Source organism: Pseudomonas sp. GW821-FHT09C09 (assembly GCF_059418105.1).
Map to the genome: position 1 here is coordinate 797,902 of NZ_JBWKPF010000002.1, position 16,689 is coordinate 814,590.

Consider the following 16,689-nt stretch of genomic DNA (forward strand, 5'->3'; position numbering starts at 1 on the left):
CAGACATCAGTGGAAATCGCGGCTTTGCACCCGAATCCCTTTGAGCAACGGGCTGAGATCGCTCAAGCGTCCGGCAATCAAGTGCCGCACCTCGCCTTCGCGCTCCCAGCGACCATCGACCTTGAGCAGTTGCGAGCCGACCAGCACCTGACGCTGACGCTCGGCCAGATCGCGCCAGACCACCACGTTGACGTTGCCGAACTCGTCTTCCAGGGTCACGAAGGTCACGCCACTGGCGGTGGCCGGGCGCTGGCGGCCGGTCACCAGCCCCGCCACGCTGACCGGCCGGCCGTGCTCGACCTCCAGCAACTCCCGGGAACTGCGACAGCGCCGCGCCCGCAACTCGTCGCGCAACAACGTCAGCGGGTGCGGCCCCAGCGTGGTGCCGAGGGTGGCGTAGTCGGTGAACAGGTCTTCGCTGACACTCGGTGTGGGCAGCCGCACATCGGGCTCCTCCTGACTCGGCAACCCGGCAAACAGCCCGAGCTGCTTCTGCACCCCGGCCACCTCCCAGCGTGCCCGATGACGGTGACCGGCCAGGTCGCGTAACGCACCGGCATCCGCCAGCAACGCCTGGGCCCGACTGTCGAGCCCGGCCCGGTCACCCAGATCGGCGACATCGGCAAACGCACCCCTCGCCCGAGCCTTTTCAATGTTCCGCGCATCGTCCTCGCGAAAACCCTTGATCATGCGCAAGCCCATGCGAATCGCCGGTTGCTCGCCGGTGATCGGCTCCAGGCTGCAATCCCAGTCGCTGGCGCGCACGTCCACCGGGCGGATCTGCAAATGATGCCGGCGCGCGTCCTGAAGAATCTGATCCGGGCTGTAGAAACCCATCGGCCAGCTGTTGATCAGCGCACAGGCGAACGCCGCCGGTTCGTGGCACTTGAGCCAGCAACTGGCATAGGTCAGCAAGGCAAAACTGGCGGCATGGGACTCGGGAAAACCGTAACTGCCGAAGCCCTTGATCTGCTCGAAGATCTGCGCGGCGAATTCCGGGCTGTAGCCGTTTTTCTTCATGCCGGCGGCCAACCGCTCCTTGTGAGGTTCCAGCCCGCCGTGGCGTTTCCATGCGGCCATGGAACGCCGCAACTGGTCGGCCTCGCCAGGGCTATAGTCGGCGGCGACGATGGCGATCTGCATCACCTGCTCCTGAAACAGCGGCACGCCGAGGGTGCGCTTGAGCACCACTTCCAGTTCCGGGGACGGATAGGTTTCCTTTTCTTCCTTGTTCCGGCGGCGCAGGTACGGATGCACCATCCCGCCCTGGATCGGCCCCGGCCGGACGATGGCCACCTCGATCACCAGGTCGTAGAAGTTCTGTGGGCGCAGGCGCGGCAGCATCGACATCTGCGCCCGGGACTCGATCTGGAACACGCCGATGGTGTCTGCGCGACTGATCATGTCGTAGGTCGGGCGATCGTCAGCCGGGATGGTGGCCAGGCTCAGATCCTGGTTGCGATGACGACGCAGCAGGTCGAAACAACGACGAATCGCGCTGAGCATGCCGAGAGCAAGGATATCCACCTTGAGCAGCCCGACCGCATCGAGGTCGTCCTTGTCCCACTGGATGATCGTGCGGTCGGCCATGGCGGCGTTTTCCACCGGCACCAGGGTGTCCAGCGGCTGCTCGGAAATCACGAAACCGCCGGGGTGCTGCGACAGGTGCCGGGGGAAGCCGATCAGTTGTCCGGTCAGGCTCAGCACCCGGTGCAGGATCGGGCTGTCCGGGTCGAAGCCGTTTTCACGCAGGCGTTCCACGGGTGGCGTCTCATCGCTCCAGTGGCCGCAGCAGTCGGCCAGCGCATTGATCTGGTCCGGCGGCAACCCCAGCGCCTTGGCCACATCACGGACCGCGCCGGCAGCGTGATAGGTGCTGACCACCGCCGTCAGCGCCGCACGACGGCGGCCATAACGACGGAACACGTATTGCAGGACTTCTTCGCGGCGCTCGTGCTCGAAATCCACGTCGATGTCCGGCGGCTCGTTGCGTTCTCTCGACATGAAACGCTCGAACAGCAACGTGGTGCGATCCGGGTCGATCTCGGTGATGCCCAAGGCAAAACACACCGCCGAGTTGGCCGCCGAACCGCGACCCTGACAGAGGATTTTCTGCTCCCGGGCGTAGCGCACCACGTCGTGCACGGTGAGGAAGTAGCTTTCGTAGCCGAGTTCGGCTATCAGCTCCAGCTCATCGTCGATTTGCTTGAGCACCTTGGGCTGTGCGCCTTTCGGCCAGCGCCAGGCGATGCCTTCTTCGGTCAAATGACGCAGCCAGGAACTGGCGTCGTGTTCCTCGGGCACCAGTTCTTTGGGGTATTGATAGCGCAACTGACCGAGGTCGAACGTGCAGCGGCGGGCCAGCCTCACAGATTCGTCGAGCAGGTTCTGCGGATACAACTCGCGCAACACATCGAGGCTGCGCAAATGTCGTTCACCGTTAGGGTGCAGGCGCAACCCGGCTTCGGCCACCGGGACGTGGTGACGGATCGCGGTCATGGTGTCCTGCAAGGCCCGCCGGCCACGAGCGTGCATGTGCACATCGCCGCTGGCCACCGCTGGGATCTGTACTTCATCCGCCAGACTCAGCAGTGCGGCCAGCCGTTGCTGATCGTTCTGCCCTCGATGCAATTGCACCGCCAGCCACAGCCGTTCACCGAAGGTCTGTTTCAGCCAACGCCCCTCTTCCACGTCATCGACCGCATCCGGCACCCACAGCACCAGCAACCCCGGCAACGGTTCACTGAAATCTTCGCGCAGTATTTGATACTGACCTTTCTGGGTGCGCCGTCGAGCCTGGGTGATCAAGCCGCACAGGGCCTGATAACCCTCGATGTTCTCCACCAGCAACACCAGTTTCGGGCCGTTCTCGATGCGCATCTCGCTGCCGATGATCAGCGGCAGCTCCACGGACTTGGCCGCCTGCCAGGCACGGACAATTCCGGCGAGGGTACATTCATCGGTGATCGCCAGCGCCTGATAGCCGTGTTTTTTCGCCCGTTGGAACAACTCCAGCGCACTGGACGCACCGCGCTGAAAACTGAAGTTCGACAGGCAATGCAGCTCGGCATAACCCTGATTCACGCGAACCAGCCCTGCAGCCACAACGGGCCGCCCTCACCCACAGCCCGGTACGCCCAGCCTTGCTGGCCGGCGCGGTTCTGGATCAGGTAATAATCGCGGCGCACGTCGTCACCGTCCCACCAGCCGGACTCGATCCGTTCCGGGCCCATGAGGATGCGCGCCGAACCTTCGGGCACGGACTGCGGCTCGCCCAACAACCAGCCCGGACGCTGCACGCCCGGCAACGCAGCACAAGGCTGCTTGTCATCGGCGTTCTGCCACGCGCACTCCGGTCGATGATCGGCCTGGAAGCGCAGCCCCTGCACCGCCTCATCCCCCAGCCGTGCGCGCAAGCGTTCGCGCAGTTGCTCCCAGGGCAACGTCTGCTGCGGGCGGTCGTCGAACAGTTCCTGAAACTGCGGCACGAAACTCGGCAGATCCTCGGCGCGCAGACGAAAACCGCGCACCGGGGCTTCGACCTGAACCTGCTCCAGCCGGCCACGGGCCAGTTCGAAGAGCATCGCCGGGTCGCGCTCGGCGCTGAGCAGGCCGACCTTGATCAATGTGTCCGGCAACCCTGCATGCTCCAGATGCAGATCGAAACGCTGCACGCCGCTGTCCCGTCCGCACAGAAACGCTGACAGATCCCCCGTCAAACGACGCAACGGAAACAGCAGCGCCTGATGGGACTGCACGTCGAAATTGAGTTCGATGCGCACGTCGAAACGATCCGGCGGCAGGTAGAACGCCAGCGCCAGCGGCCGTGCGCCGAACAGCGTGTCCAGATGCTTGAGCATCGGCGCCTCGAAACGCCGGGCCAGAGCCTGACGCGGCAAGCTTTGTACCTGATGGAGGTGGCGCAGGCCCATGCGCGACAGCGCCGTGGCTACACCCGGTTCAAGCCCGATGCGGTCGACCGGCAATTGCCCGAGGTGATGGCGCAGGGCTTCACCATCCGGCACCACCAGGCCGTCATAGGCGTTGGCCAATACACGCGCCGCCACCGGGTTGGGCGCGGCGACGATGCGGTGACGAAAGCCCAGCTCCGTCAGCTCCGTGCGTAAGCGCGCCTCGAACTGCGCCCAGGAACCGAACAGCCCGAGGCTCGACTCGATCTCGAACACCACGGTGCGCGGATAATGCACGCTGACCTGGGCGCTGAAGCGATAGGCCCAGGCGGCAAGAAATTGCTGCCAATGCTCGACCTCGGCCGCATCGTAATCGACGGTGACAAACCCTTTACTCATGGCCTGCGCCGCGGTCATCGACTGCCCCGGACGCAAGCCCAGTGCCCGCGCCGCCGGGTTGACCGCTTGCAGCACCCGGCGCTGAGCCGGGCCGCTGAGCAGCGCCAAGGGTTGCTCGGGATCGGGGCGCTGACGCAGCACGGCGTCGAGGGCCAATTGCGGGAACAGAATGCAAACCCAGCGCATGGCGACCTCAATGCCCCACAGCGAAGGCAATCGGTGCGGTACGCGCCAGTCCGCCCCGGCATTTGAGTACGCGCAATTGCGCCGGGCGCGCATCGATGGCAATCCGCAACGCGGCTGGCGACGGGTTGACCGCTTCGCTCAATGGCCGCCACGCGAACGCCAGGGTCTGGCCGGTTTCCGCCGCCACCTGCAAACGGCGCAAGGCGCGGTCATCGGCCTTGTGCGGCCAGCACAGCACCGCGCCGCAACTGCCCGAGCGCAGGCATTGCTCCGCCGCCCACAAGGCATCACGCTCACTGGCCTGGATTACCGACAACTGCCGCAGATCGACCCCGGCATTGGCCCAGGCCTGCGGGTATGGCACGAACGGCGGCGCCACCAGCACGATGCGCTCGCCCGCCGCCGACAGCCGCGCCAGGGTCGGCCACACCAGTTGCAGTTCGCCGACACCGGGCCCGGCCAGGAGGATTTCGCTCAGCGCCGCTTCCGGCCAGCCACCACTGGGCAAGGCTGCGTCCAGCGCCGCATGCCCGGTGGGTTGCGGGCTGACGGTGGGTGGCGCAGGCCGGCCCTTCCAGATCTGGCCGCCATTGAACAGCGTATCCAGCGCAACGACGGCACCCATCAGCCTTGCCTCACCAGACCGCAGAACACGCCTTCGATGGCCAGGTCCTGATCGTCACGCACCACAATCGGCTGGTACGCCGGGTTACGCGGCAACAGGCGAACCTCATCGCCGACCCGCTCGAAGCGTTTGATGGTGACTTCGCCGTCGAGCCGCGCCACCACGATCTGGCCGTTGAGTGCCTCGGGGTTGCGGCGTACGCCGACCAGATCGCCGTCGAGAATCCCGTCCTCGATCATCGAGTCGCCCTGCACCCGCAGCATGTAGTCGGGCGTGCGGGAGAACAGCGCCGGATCGAGCATCAACCGATTGTGGATGTCGGCATCGGCGCCGATGGGCGCACCGGCAGCCACCCGGCCGAGCACCGGCACTTCAAGCAGTTCCGGTCGCGCCGGCTGCCCGAGCAGGCGAATGCCCCGGGCCTGATGCGGATTGACCTCGATGAACCCGGCTTCGGTGAGCGCCAGCACATGCTTGCGCGCCACGCTGCGGGAGGCAAAACCAAAAGCCTCGCTGATTTCAGCGAGGCTTGGGGGCTGACCGTGTTCGGCGATGCGTTCGCGGATAAAGGTCAGGATGGCGGTACGGCGGGGAGTCAGAGTCGTCATGGAGTACATTTGTACTCTTGTGGGAATTTCCTGACAAGCACCGCCAGTCAGCTCAAATCCTGTGACTGATCGTTCCCACGCTCTGCGTGGGAATGCAGCTGTCAGTTCAAACCGCGTTCGGCGAGAAACCCTGCGATGTAGTCGATAAACGCCACAACCTTGGCCGTCGCCCGCCGATGACTCGGGTACACCGCCAGAATGTGCGGGCCGAAGCTGTCTGGATCGATCTCGTAATCAGCCATGACCCGCACCAGTCGCCCGTCGGCGATGTACGGCGCGGCGCTCCACAGCGGCGTGTGCAGCAAGCCGCGCCCGGCCAAAGCGCTGGCCAGCAACAGGTCGTAATTGTCGCTGCGCAACAGCGGCGCCGCCGGTTGCGCCAGGCTCAGGCGCTGGCCGTCGCGCTCGGCCCACCAGAATTCGCGGCTAAGCAACGGATGTCGGTACAGCAGCCATTCATGCTGATCGAGGGTTTGCGGCGTCACCGGCAAGCCCTTGCGCGCCAGGTATTCGGGGCTGCCGCACAGCGCCAGGCGATTGCTGCCGACCACCCGGGCAATCAGCCCCGGCAAATCGTCATGGCCCTCGCGCAGCGCCAGGTCGTAGCCGCTTTCCAACAGATTGACGAACTCGTCGCACAAATCCACTTGCAGGCTGATCTGCGGGTATTGCTGCAAAAAGCCGTCACACACCTGATCGAGAAACGCCCGCCCGTAAGCCAGCGGCGCGGTGATTTTCAGGCTGCCGCGCAGGCCGTGTTGCAACTGTTCGATTTCTTCGCCGGCCTCATCCAGCCGTTGCAACACCTGACGTGCGGTTTCCAGATAGAGCCGGCCGATTTCCGTCAGCAGAATCCGCCGCGTGCTGCGCTCGAACAGCCGCGCGCCAAGTTCGGACTCCAGATGATTGACCGCTTTGGTCAGGGCCGACGGGGTCTTGCCCAGTTGCTCGGCAGCGCGGCTGAAACTGCCGAGCTGCGCGGTGACCACAAACATTTTCAGTGCACCCAGCTTGTCCATGCTTTTTCCATTCAGGCAAAAACGTTTTTCGTGAGGGAGGCGTTCTGTCGGGCGTTGGCAGCCACTAATCTGGCCATCAGACGCAATAACAAGGAAATGTTCAATGAAAAGATTCATCCCGCATTTCAGCAAAAACCTGTTGATCGCCGCTGTGAGTTTTGCCTCGATGGAAGCCATGGCCGCCACCGATCTGGTGCTGCTCAACGGCAAGATTTTCACCGCCGACCGCGCTCAACCGCAGGTTCAGGCGCTGGCCGTGGAGAACGGCAAGGTGCTGAAAATCGGCACCGATGCGCAGATCAAGACCTTGATCGAACCCGGCACCCAAGTGATCGACCTTCAAGGCAAGGCCATGATGCCCGGCTTGATCGACAGCCATTCCCACGCGATTTTCGGCGGACTGGAAATGGTCTCGGCGAACATGGAAGACGAGGTGGTCGAACTCGACGAACTGGAAAAACGCCTGCGCGGCTGGCGTGACGACGGCAAGGCCCGGCATGGCGATGTGCTGAGCGTGGCCGGCATGAGTTCGGCGTACTGGGCCAAGGCTGAAGCGCTGGGCAAGATCTTCAACCATGGCGAATGGGCCGACGTGCCGGTGGTGTTCACCGGCAGCGATCACCACACAGCGTGGGCCAACAACGTGATGCTCAAGCGTGCGGGCATCGACGCCGCGCTGCTGAAAACCCTGCCGGACGCGGAAAAAGACACCATCGGCAAACTGGCCAGCGGTGAGCCGAACGGCTTTGTGGTCGATGCCGGTTGGGATCGGGTCGCCTCGAAAATGCCGGTGCCGAGCCCTGCCGACCTGCTCAAGGCTGCGCAATCGGCGGTGCGCTTCAACAACAGCCTCGGCATCACCGCGTGGATGGACCCGGCCGCCAACGCCGCGCCGGGCGAGCCGGTGTTCGCCCTCAAGCCCACCGAGAAAACCGTAGGCGTGCTGCCGGCCTACAAGGCCCTGTCGGACAGCGGCGGCATGACCGCCCACGTTGCCGCGCTGCTGGTGGCCAACCCGAAAAGCGTCCCGGCCGATCTCGACACCCTCGACAAGGTACGCCAGCAGTTCCAGGGCATTCCCAACCTGACTTTGCCGGGAATCAAGATCTTCGCCGACGGCGTGATCGAATACCCGGCCCAGAGCGCGGCGATGATCGATCCCTACAGCAACTCGCACAAACAGGGCGAACTGCTGATCGATCCGCAGCACTTCGGCGAACTGGTCAGCGCCATCGACCAGCGCGGCTGGCTGGTGCATATCCACGCCATCGGCGACCGCGCGGTGCGCGAGTCACTGAACGGCATTGCCCAGGCACGCAAGGACCGACAGAGCGGCGTGACGCACTCGATCACCCACCTGCAAATGGTCAATCCGAAGGAATTCGCCCGGTTCAAACCGCTGAACGTGATTGCCTCGATGCAACTGCTGTGGGCCAGCGCCGACGACTACACCACCGACATGATCAAGCCGTACGTCAGCGCCCTCGCCTTTCGCTATCAATACCCGGCGCACTCGCTGCTCAAGCAAGGCGCGACGATTGCCGGCGCCAGCGACTGGCCGGTGTCTTCGCCGAACCCGTTCAACGCCATCGCCCAGGCCATCACCCGCACCGGGCCGCTGGGCGTGCTCAACGCCGACGAACGCCTGGACCGCGAAACCATGTTCTACGCCTACACCGTCAACGCGGCGCGTACCATCGGCCTGGAGCAACAGATCGGCTCGCTGAGCCCCGGCAAGCAGGCCGATTTCATCGTGCTCGACCGCGACGTGTTCAGCGTCGATGACAAGGCGCTGCATGACACGAAGGTGCTGCAGACCTGGTTCGGTGGTCGTCAGGTGTACGCCCCTACCCTCTAATAACAATCGCCGTCCCCCCCCTGCCCGCCCCCACGCCAGCCGCCGGGGTCCGGCGCAGCCTTGCCTGCTTCCTGCCCATAACAATCACAACATCGGGACTTCACATGAAAGCCATGCCTCTGCTCGCCCTCACTTCCTTGAGTCTGTTGCCTTTGAGCAGCCACGCGATCCCTCTGAACGATGATTTCGCGGTACTGGTGGATCTGACCCTGGCCAGCGACTACCGCACCCGCGGCATCTCCCAGACCCAGAACGATCCGGCGGTACAGGCCGGTTTGACCCTGGCCCACAGCAGCGGTCTGTACCTCGGTGCGTGGAGTTCGAACGTCGATTTCGGCGGTGGCCTGAAAACCCGTCAGGAGGTGGATTACTACGCCGGCTGGCTGTGGCAGGCCACCGAGGATGTGAGCCTGGACCTGGGCACCATCCGATACGCCTACCCCAAAGAAAGCCAGTTCAATCAGACCGAGGTCTACGGGATTCTCGGCGTCTACGGGGTGAAGCTTGCGGCTTACTACTCTAGTGACGCCCCGGGCATCGACAGCAAACAGAGCTCGCTCTACAGCTACATCGGCTATGAAACCGAATTGCCGTTCGATTCCGGGCTGAAGCTGCGCTACGGCAACATGGACTTCAAGGACCCGCATCTGTACTCGGCGTCCGGGCATGGCGAAGAGTCCTACCGGGAGTGGGAAGTCAAACTGACCCACAACCTGGCCGATGTGGTGCTGGGCCTGAGCTACATCGACACCGACCTTTCGCAGAGCCAATGCCTGAGCAACTGGGGCTTCAAGGATGTGTGCACGGCGACGGTCGTGGCCAGCGTCAGCAAATCCTTCTGAGCCCAGGTTGATTGCGGTGAACCTAAGGTGTGAGTTGCGCCAGGTACTGCCACGGATAGATCCCGCGTTGATGGCCGTCGCTGAACACCAGTTGCAATCCGTAACCCTGCTGGTTGAGTTCGATCACGCGCACTCGATCATCCACCAGCGGAGCCGAACCCCGCAGGCGAAACGCCCGGCATTGCGAGCACGGACACTGGCGGCGCAGTTCGGCATGGTCGAGCAACTGCTCGCGGCCGTCCGGCCAGCTCAGCCGCAAGCGGTGTTCACTTTGGGAATTGCCGATCGCCAGCGGATTCATTGCAGCTGACTCAAGGCAATCCGCACGGCTTTGCGCACTTCCGGGTCGCCGTCATCCTGCGCGGCCTGCAACGCCGCCACGGCGCCGCGATCATTCAACTCGCCCAGCGCCAGCGCCGCTTCCTTGCGCAGGTTGCTGATGCGATGGCCGAGGGTGTCGATCAGGGCGTCGAGGGCCGGCACGTAACGCAAACGACCGAGGCTGCGGGTGGCGCGCAGGCGAACCTGCCAGTAGTCGTCGCCCAAGGCTTCGATCAGTGCCGGGCCTGCATCGGTATGGCCGACTTTGCCGAGGGTGGTTGCGGCCTCTTCGCGCACTTGCCAGGCGTTGTCCTGCAAGGCCTGACGCAAGGCCGGCAGCACATCTGCGCCACTCGCCAGGCCCAGGGCGCCGGTGGCTGCGCGACGTACTTCGGTGTCAGGATCGGCGCTTGCCAATCGGGCCAAGGCTGGCAGTGCGTCGAGTTGTTTGAGCCAACCGAGCACGCCCACGGCTTCACGACGGACACTGGCGTCGGCATCGTTCAGCGCCTGAATCGCGGCCGGCGCAGCGCCGGGGAAACGCAACTCGCGCAAGGCCCGGAACGCGGCAATCCGCACGCTGGTTTCGACATGAGCAGTCCACGGCAGAATCACCCTCCCCGCCGCTTCGGTCTTGAGCAGGCTCAGGCTCTGCGCCGCAGCGGCTTGCACCGCTGGCGACGGATCCGTCAGCGCCTGGCACAGCGCTTCGACCACCGGTTCGTCTTCCCAGGCTTCCAGCAAACGCGCCGCTTCGGCACGCACCTCTTCGGCTGGGTCTTCAGCCAGTCGCTCGACCAGCCAGAGCAAGCCGTCCGGTTCTTCGAGGTCAGCCAGGTCAATCAAGGCAATCCGGCGTACTCCCGCGTCATCAGCCGTCAGGCGCGGTTGCAGGGCGAGAATGTCGTCGTTATCGGTCACAGCAAAAAATGAGGTCACAGGGCAAATCTCGGCAAGGCGTTTTCAGGAGGCAAACCGAGCGGGTTGAGGCGCGGCAGCGGTCGGTCGTTGTCGTGGCGCAGCAGGTCTAGGCAGTGGCGCTTGAGGCGCGAGAACTCGTGGCTGGTGACCAGTCCGGTGGTGCGTGGACGGGGGAAATCCAGGCGCAGGTCTTCGATGATTCGCCCCGGCCGTGCGCTCATCACCAGCAAACGGTCGGCTAGGAACAGCGCCTCGTCGATGTCATGAGTGACGAACACCACGGTGGTGCGAATCCGCGTCCAGATGTCCAGCAGCAGTTCCTGCATGTTCAGGCGGGTCAGCGCATCCAGTGCGCCGAAGGGTTCGTCCATCAGCAATAGCCGTGGGCGATTGACCAGCACCCGGGCGATTTCCACCCGTTGCTGCATGCCGCCGGAAAGTTGATCCGGCCAGCGCTCGGCGAAGCCTTCGAGGCCGACCAGATTGAGGATGTCATCGGCGGCGCGATGGCGCTCGGTCTTGCCGATGCCGCGCATCTTCAGGCCGAAAGCAACGTTGTCGCGCACCGTACGCCACGGGAACAACGTGTGATGCTGGAACACCATGCCGCGCTGTGGCGACGGGCCGGACACTTCAGTGCCGTCGACTTTCAACTGCCCGCCATGGGGTTGCAGATGCCCGGCCAATGCGCCGAGCAAGGTCGACTTGCCGCAACCGGACGGGCCGAGAATGCACACGAACTGGCCCGGTTCGATCTGGCAATCCAGCCCCTGCACCGCTTCGAACGCCTGCCGGCCTTCGCCGAGGACGATGGATAACTGGCGGATGTCGATCCGCCCTTCCGGGGTTTGCATCACGCTCATCAGGCTTTTCCTCGTGGTCGGTGCCAGGGCGTGAACAGCCCGCCCAGGCGTTTGATCAGCAGGCTGCTGCCCATGCCCAACACGCCGATCAGCAACATGCCGACCACGATGTCGGCGTAGTTCTGGATGGTGTAGGACTCCCAGGTGTAATAACCGATGCCGAACTGGCCGGAGATCATTTCGGCGGTCACCAGACAGAACCACGACGTGCCCATGCCGATGGCGAGCCCGGTGATGATGCTCGGCGCAGCGCCCGGCAGGATCACTTCCAGCAGGATCGCCCGGCGCCCTGCCCCGAGGCTTTTCGCCGAGGCGATCAACCGTGGATCGACACCTTCGACGCCATGCACGGTGTTGAGCAGGATCGGGAACAGTGCGCCGGTGAAGGTGATGAACACCATCGACAGTTCGGATGACGGGAACATCAGGATCGCCAGAGGAATCCACGCCACGGCGGGGATCGGGCGCAGCACTTCCAGCGGTGGCAGCAGCAGGTCTTCGGCCCATTTCGAGCGGCCGATGGCCAGGCCAAGGGCGATGCCGATCACCAGTGCGGCGAGGTAACCGGCGAAGACCCGGCCGAGGCTGGCGCTCAGGTGCTGGATAAGCTTGCCAGAGTCGCCGAGGCCCAATGCGGCTTCGATCACGGCCAGCGGGGTTGGCACGTTGGCGAAGGTGACGAGGCCGAGGTTCCAGTGGTGGCTGGAGGCGAGTTGCCAGAAGAGCAGGCAGAGCAGCAGTGAGGCGGCTCTTGATATCCAGCGTCCTTTTGAGATTTTCATGATTAGCGACTGACCACGGCCTGCGCGGTGGCATCGGTGAAATCAAACACCTTGCCTCCCTGCGCCGAAGCAAACTGCTGCGCCTGCCCTTTGAGCAGGAACGCACTCAACCGCCCCTTCGCATCACTGGCAAACCACGCCTGCTCCGCCAGCAACTTGATCCCGCTGTCACTCGCCTGCGCATACACCGCCCGGATGTTCTTGCCTTCCGACTTCAGGCCCGCCAGTGCGGTAAACGCCTCTTCAGCCGAGGCATAACGCCGAACCTTGTCCTCCCCCCGCACCCAGATTTCCGCGACATGGCTGAAATCAGAAATGGCTTTCCCGGTCACCGCATCGACAGACTTCAACGGCGTCTGCGAGTAATTGGCCAGTTGCGCGGTGTAATCCAGATTCGAGGCCTTGAACGCCGCGCGAATGTACTGATCGTCGATAAAGGTATTCAGGTCGAGCCCGCGATCGGCCTTCTTCAGCAGCTTCAGCGTGTCGATGGCAGTGCCCACGGCCTGGCGATATTCCGGTTTCCAGCTCAGGTCGCGAGTCTGCACGCCGAGCGGGCCGTGGAACAGGTAATTGACCTCGGCATCGACGCCGGTGACTTTGGCGATCAGTTCGCTGTACTTCTCCGGTTCGGCGGCCAGCAGTTGATTGGCCTCGATGCTTGCGCGCAGGTAGGCGACGACGATTTCCGGGTACTTTTTCGCGTAGGCCTGATCGACCAGCGCACCGTGGAAGGTCGGCGCATTGGCCTGGGCGCCGTCGTAGATCTTGCGGGCGAAGCCGCGGCTCGGGAACAGCTCGGCGAACGGCACGAAGTCGGCGTGGGCGTCGATCTTTCCGGCCTGCAACGCGGATCCTGCGACCTCCGGCGGCTGAGCGATGATGTTCACGTCCTTGAGCGGATCCCAGCCCTGCTCGGCCACGGCGCGCAGCAACATGCCGTGGGCGGTGGAGGCGAACGGCACGGAAATGGTCTTGCCCTTGAGCTCGCTCAGCGACTGCACGCCGGACGCGCTCGGCACCACAATGCCGTTGCCGCTGCCCTTGATGCTGCCCGACAGCACGCTGATGAACAGGCTGTGCTTGCCGGCGGTTTCAAACGCCACGCCATTGAACGCGCCGGGGAAATCGGCCATGGCGCCGAAGTCGAGTTTGCCGGCGACCATCTCGTTGGTCAGCGGTGCGCCGCTGGTGAAGTTCTTCCACTGCACGTCGTATTTGGCGTCCTTGTAGGCGCCGTCGTGGGGCAGGTATTTGTCGAGCAGGCCCAGCTCGCGGATCAACAAACCGCCGGCGGCGCAGTTGATGGTGGTGTCCTGGGTGCCGATGGCAATGCGGATGGTTTCGGCCGAGGCCGACAGGGTGAACGAAGCCAGTACCAGACCGGCGATTGCTGCACGCAACATGGTTGAATCCCCTCGAATCATTTATTGGATGTTCGTCTCCGCCGCGATCAGGGCGCGGTGGGAAACGAGGGGTGTCTTGAATCAGGCGTCCGGTGTTGCCGGATAGCGTTTTAGCGGAGCAGGTACGGGATTTCGACTTTCACCGCACCGGTCGGGCAGTCCTTTTCGCACGGCATGCAGTACCAGCATTCATCGAACGCCATGTAGGCCTTTTGCGTGGCCGGGTTGATCGCCAGCAGGTCCATCGGGCAGACGTCGACACACACGGTGCAGCCTTTTTCGGCGATGCATTTGTCCTCGTCCACGGTGACGGGGGCATTGGAGCGGAAGAAGATTTCCTGGGCTTGATAGGCCATGGTCCGGACTCTCTCTAGTGATGGCTCAAGCGGCAAAAGCGCCGACCCGAAGGCGGTCGTAGGCCTGCATTTCCTCGGCATCGAGGGGGATGATGTAAGGCTCGACGGCTTTCTTGAAACTGGTCATGCGCCCGTCTTCGCCCTTCTTCAGGTGGCAGTGGCAGAACCATTCGCGGTCGTCCCGTTGCGGGTGATCGACGCGGTAGTGGTACAAACCCCAGCGGCTTTCGGCGCGGAACAGCGAAGCGCGCGCAGCCATTTCGGCACAGTCGCGGATCACGCTGGTTTCCATCGCGCGCATCAGTTCGTGGGCGTTGTTGGCCTTCATCTCGTTGAGATCGCGTTCGATGTCGCTAAAACGTTGCAGGCCGATTTCCATCTTCTTCGTCACTTTCGGCGGTTGCAGGTAGTCGTTGACGAAGCGCCGCAGCTTGTACTCGACCTGCGCCGGCGGCAGCCCGTGTTCGCGGTCCAGCGGTGCGTAGACCCGGGCCTTTTCCTTTTCGATCTGCTCGGCATCCAGCGCGGAGAACTCGCGCCCGGCGACAAACTCCGCCGCGTTGTGACCCGCAAACCAACCGTAGGTGAACGCGCCGAGCATGTAGTTGTGCGGTACGGCGGCCATATCACCGGCCGAATACAAACCTTTCACCGACGTCTCGGCGCGCTCGTTGACCCACACGCCGGATGCCGAGTGGCCGCTGCAAAAACCGATTTCCGAGATGTGCATCTCGACCATCTGCGTGCGGTAATCGGTGCCGCGATTGGCGTGGAACTGGCCACGGCTCGGGCGCTCGTTGCTGTGCAGGATTTCCTCGATGTTCTGGATGGTTTCCTCGGCCAGATGATCGAGTTTGAGGAACACCGGGCCATTGCCGCTTTCCAGTTCCTGGTGGAATTCCCACATCATCTGCCCGCTCCAGTAGTCGCACTCGATGAAGCGTTCACCCTTGTTGTTGGCGGTGTAGCCACCCAAAGGGCCGGTGACGTAGGCGCAGGCCGGGCCGTTGTAATCCTTGATCAGCGGGTTGATCTGGAAGCACTCGAGGTTCGCCAGTTCCGCCCCGGCGTGATATGCCATCGCATAGCCGTCGCCGGCGTTGGTCGGGTTTTCGTAGGTGCCCATCAGGTAACCCGAGGACGGCAGACCGAGGCGCCCGGCAGCGCCGCAGGCGAGGATTACGGCTTTGGCCTTGATCACGTGGAAGTCGGCGGTGCGGCAGTCAAACCCCATCACACCGTTGACGGCACCCTCCTCGTCGGTCAGCAAACGGGTGCAGACCAGGCGATTGGTGATGCTGACCCGTGCGCGTTTCAACTGGCGATACAGGACTTTCTTGATGTCGTGCCCTTCCGGCATCGGCAGCACATAGGCGCCCATGTGGTGGACTTTCTTCACCGCGTAATCGCCGGTTTCGTCCTTCTCGAACTTCACGCCCCAGCGGTCGAGCTGCTCGATGGTTTCGAAACTGTGCGTCGCATAGGCGTACACCGCCGCCTGATTGACGATGCCGTCGTTGGCGATGGTGATTTCCTTGGTGTACTGCTCCGGTGTCGAATGGCCGGGAATGATCGCGTTGTTCAGGCCATCCATACCCATGCTGATCGCGCCACTGCGCTTGACGTTGGCCTTGTCGACCAGCAGCACGCGCAGATCCTTGTTCCGTTCCTTAGCCTTGATCGCCGCCATCGGGCCGGCGGTGCCGCCGCCGATCACGACGATGTCGTATTCCTGTTCGAGTGTCGTTCGACTCATGCCTGCTCCCCTTTTTGCCGGTCGATCCGCAGGCGGTACTGGAACGCATCGCCACGGTAGTAAAGGTGTTCGAAATCCAGCGGCTGGCCATTGGCGTCGTGGGTCAGACGCTCGATGCGCATGATCGGCGAGCCGGCCTCGACGTTCAGCGCCTGGGTCAGGTCGCTGTCGGCCAGCACCGCGTCGATGGCCAGATCGGCGTGGCCGAGGGCGATGCCGCAGTCGTTTTCGAGGATCAGGAAGATGTCGCGGGTCACCAGATCAGCCTTCTCCAGCCGTTCGCCGACGGCTTTGGGCAGGTAGGTGATTTCCAGCGAGATCGGCTCGCGGTTGATCAGCCGTACGCGTTTGATCTGCGCGACGATTTCGCCTTCGGCGACCTGCAAACGCTCGGCGACCAGTTTGTCGGCGGCGATGAATTTGAAGCTGCGCAGGCGGTTGATCACCTCGTAGCCACGGCCGGTCATGGACTCGGCGAGGCCTTGCAGGGTGCTGACGTTTTGAAAGGTCTTGGGCTTGGCAACGAAGGTGCCTTTGCCGTGGATCTTGAAGATCAGCCCTTCTTTTTGCAGATCGCCCAGCGCCTGGCGCACGGTGATGCGGCTGACCTTGAACAGCGTGCCGAGCTCGCTTTCGGACGGCATCTGGCTGTCCTGCGGGTATTCGCCGTCGAGAATCCGGGCGCGCAGCACGTCGCGCAGTTGGGTGTGTAGAGGAACACTGCCCAGGGAGAGAACGTTATCGGTCATCACGGGATCACTTGTTATAACGAGTTATGACGTGATCTTAGAGACGTTATGACAAGCTTGAGAAATACCGAATGAGCATAAGGTTAG

15 protein-coding genes are annotated in these 16,689 nt (G+C 63.4%); 2 read left to right on the forward strand and 13 right to left on the reverse strand.

Going from position 1 to position 16,689, the window contains the following annotated elements; translation table 11 throughout:
* Positions 1-6 precede the first annotated feature (6 nt).
* From AC07NR_RS08590 to AC07NR_RS08610, 5 genes are all read right to left on the reverse strand, one after another.
* Positions 7-3,105 carry an error-prone DNA polymerase gene (locus tag AC07NR_RS08590; protein ID WP_495078341.1) on the reverse strand — a complete coding sequence of 1,033 codons (3,099 nt, stop codon included), beginning with the start codon at positions 3,103-3,105 and terminating at the stop codon, positions 7-9.
* On the reverse strand, positions 3,081-4,496 hold the full coding sequence (locus AC07NR_RS08595; protein WP_495078342.1) for a Y-family DNA polymerase: 1,416 nt from the start codon (positions 4,494-4,496) through the stop codon (positions 3,081-3,083). Before AC07NR_RS08595 ends, AC07NR_RS08590 begins: the two co-directional genes overlap by 25 nt.
* A 7-nt stretch (positions 4,497-4,503) precedes the next feature.
* A complete protein-coding gene (gene imuA / locus AC07NR_RS08600; RefSeq protein ID WP_305832735.1) occupies positions 4,504-5,121 on the reverse strand; it encodes a translesion DNA synthesis-associated protein ImuA in 618 nt (205 codons plus the stop codon).
* Positions 5,121-5,738 (reverse strand): transcriptional repressor LexA, encoded by a 618-nt coding sequence (gene lexA / locus AC07NR_RS08605; RefSeq protein WP_305832734.1) that lies wholly within the window; start codon positions 5,736-5,738, stop codon positions 5,121-5,123. The genes imuA and lexA overlap by 1 nt, the downstream gene beginning before the upstream one ends.
* A 92-nt stretch (positions 5,739-5,830) precedes the next feature.
* Complete coding sequence (locus AC07NR_RS08610; protein ID WP_423203611.1) at positions 5,831-6,748, reverse strand: LysR family transcriptional regulator; 918 nt, start codon at positions 6,746-6,748, stop codon at positions 5,831-5,833.
* Positions 6,749-6,851: 103 nt separating this feature from the next.
* On the opposite strand from AC07NR_RS08610, the gene AC07NR_RS08615 reads away from it, so the two are divergent.
* Together AC07NR_RS08615 and AC07NR_RS08620 are read left to right on the forward strand one after the other, a co-directional pair.
* Positions 6,852-8,606 carry an amidohydrolase gene (locus AC07NR_RS08615; protein ID WP_423203612.1) on the forward strand — a complete coding sequence of 585 codons (1,755 nt, stop codon included), beginning with the start codon at positions 6,852-6,854 and terminating at the stop codon, positions 8,604-8,606.
* A 104-nt stretch (positions 8,607-8,710) separates the two neighbouring features.
* Positions 8,711-9,448, forward strand: a complete 738-nt coding sequence (locus tag AC07NR_RS08620) for a TorF family putative porin (protein WP_423203613.1) — start codon at positions 8,711-8,713, stop codon at positions 9,446-9,448.
* A gap of 22 nt (positions 9,449-9,470) precedes the next feature.
* Here the strand turns inward: AC07NR_RS08620 and AC07NR_RS08625 are convergent, their stop codons facing one another.
* The 8 genes from AC07NR_RS08625 to AC07NR_RS08660 all read right to left on the reverse strand — a co-directional run bounded on the left by AC07NR_RS08625 (position 9,471) and on the right by AC07NR_RS08660 (position 16,602).
* The gene (locus AC07NR_RS08625) at positions 9,471-9,749 is read right to left on the reverse strand and encodes a DUF971 domain-containing protein (protein ID WP_114883524.1); all 279 of its coding nucleotides are present in this window, start codon (positions 9,747-9,749) and stop codon (positions 9,471-9,473) included.
* On the reverse strand, positions 9,746-10,708 hold the full coding sequence (locus AC07NR_RS08630) for a HEAT repeat domain-containing protein (protein ID WP_495078343.1): 963 nt from the start codon (positions 10,706-10,708) through the stop codon (positions 9,746-9,748). Before AC07NR_RS08630 ends, AC07NR_RS08625 begins: the two co-directional genes overlap by 4 nt.
* Complete coding sequence (locus tag AC07NR_RS08635; RefSeq protein ID WP_495078344.1) at positions 10,705-11,553, reverse strand: ABC transporter ATP-binding protein; 849 nt, start codon at positions 11,551-11,553, stop codon at positions 10,705-10,707. The genes AC07NR_RS08630 and AC07NR_RS08635 overlap by 4 nt, the downstream gene beginning before the upstream one ends.
* Complete coding sequence (locus AC07NR_RS08640; RefSeq protein WP_495078345.1) at positions 11,553-12,335, reverse strand: ABC transporter permease; 783 nt, start codon at positions 12,333-12,335, stop codon at positions 11,553-11,555. The genes AC07NR_RS08635 and AC07NR_RS08640 overlap by 1 nt, the downstream gene beginning before the upstream one ends.
* 2 nt (positions 12,336-12,337) lie before the next feature.
* Positions 12,338-13,741 carry an ABC transporter substrate-binding protein gene (locus AC07NR_RS08645; RefSeq protein WP_495078346.1) on the reverse strand — a complete coding sequence of 468 codons (1,404 nt, stop codon included), beginning with the start codon at positions 13,739-13,741 and terminating at the stop codon, positions 12,338-12,340.
* A gap of 110 nt (positions 13,742-13,851) precedes the next feature.
* Positions 13,852-14,097 carry a 4Fe-4S dicluster domain-containing protein gene (locus AC07NR_RS08650; RefSeq protein WP_007959413.1) on the reverse strand — a complete coding sequence of 82 codons (246 nt, stop codon included), beginning with the start codon at positions 14,095-14,097 and terminating at the stop codon, positions 13,852-13,854.
* Between the two features lie 25 nt (positions 14,098-14,122).
* On the reverse strand, positions 14,123-15,853 hold the full coding sequence (locus tag AC07NR_RS08655) for a fumarate reductase/succinate dehydrogenase flavoprotein subunit (protein ID WP_423203618.1): 1,731 nt from the start codon (positions 15,851-15,853) through the stop codon (positions 14,123-14,125).
* On the reverse strand, positions 15,850-16,602 hold the full coding sequence (locus AC07NR_RS08660; RefSeq protein WP_119429335.1) for a GntR family transcriptional regulator: 753 nt from the start codon (positions 16,600-16,602) through the stop codon (positions 15,850-15,852). Before AC07NR_RS08660 ends, AC07NR_RS08655 begins: the two co-directional genes overlap by 4 nt.
* Positions 16,603-16,689: the final 87 nt, after the last annotated feature.

Bases quoted from the DNA above. Each gene is read 5' to 3' on its own strand.
- AC07NR_RS08595 (WP_495078342.1), bottom strand. From the start codon at position 4,496: ATGCGCTGGGTTTGCATTCTGTTCCCGCAATTGGCCCTCGACGCCGTG.
- imuA (WP_305832735.1), bottom strand. From the start codon at position 5,121: ATGGGTGCCGTCGTTGCGCTGGATACGCTGTTCAATGGCGGCCAGATC.
- lexA (WP_305832734.1), bottom strand. From the start codon at position 5,738: ATGTACTCCATGACGACTCTGACTCCCCGCCGTACCGCCATCCTGACC.
- AC07NR_RS08610 (WP_423203611.1), bottom strand. From the start codon at position 6,748: ATGGACAAGCTGGGTGCACTGAAAATGTTTGTGGTCACCGCGCAGCTC.
- AC07NR_RS08615 (WP_423203612.1), top strand. From the start codon at position 6,852: ATGAAAAGATTCATCCCGCATTTCAGCAAAAACCTGTTGATCGCCGCT.
- AC07NR_RS08620 (WP_423203613.1), top strand. From the start codon at position 8,711: ATGAAAGCCATGCCTCTGCTCGCCCTCACTTCCTTGAGTCTGTTGCCT.
- AC07NR_RS08625 (WP_114883524.1), bottom strand. From the start codon at position 9,749: ATGAATCCGCTGGCGATCGGCAATTCCCAAAGTGAACACCGCTTGCGG.
- AC07NR_RS08635 (WP_495078344.1), bottom strand. From the start codon at position 11,553: ATGAGCGTGATGCAAACCCCGGAAGGGCGGATCGACATCCGCCAGTTA.
- AC07NR_RS08640 (WP_495078345.1), bottom strand. From the start codon at position 12,335: ATGAAAATCTCAAAAGGACGCTGGATATCAAGAGCCGCCTCACTGCTG.
- AC07NR_RS08645 (WP_495078346.1), bottom strand. From the start codon at position 13,741: ATGTTGCGTGCAGCAATCGCCGGTCTGGTACTGGCTTCGTTCACCCTG.
- AC07NR_RS08650 (WP_007959413.1), bottom strand. From the start codon at position 14,097: ATGGCCTATCAAGCCCAGGAAATCTTCTTCCGCTCCAATGCCCCCGTC.
- AC07NR_RS08655 (WP_423203618.1), bottom strand. From the start codon at position 15,853: ATGAGTCGAACGACACTCGAACAGGAATACGACATCGTCGTGATCGGC.
- AC07NR_RS08660 (WP_119429335.1), bottom strand. From the start codon at position 16,602: ATGACCGATAACGTTCTCTCCCTGGGCAGTGTTCCTCTACACACCCAA.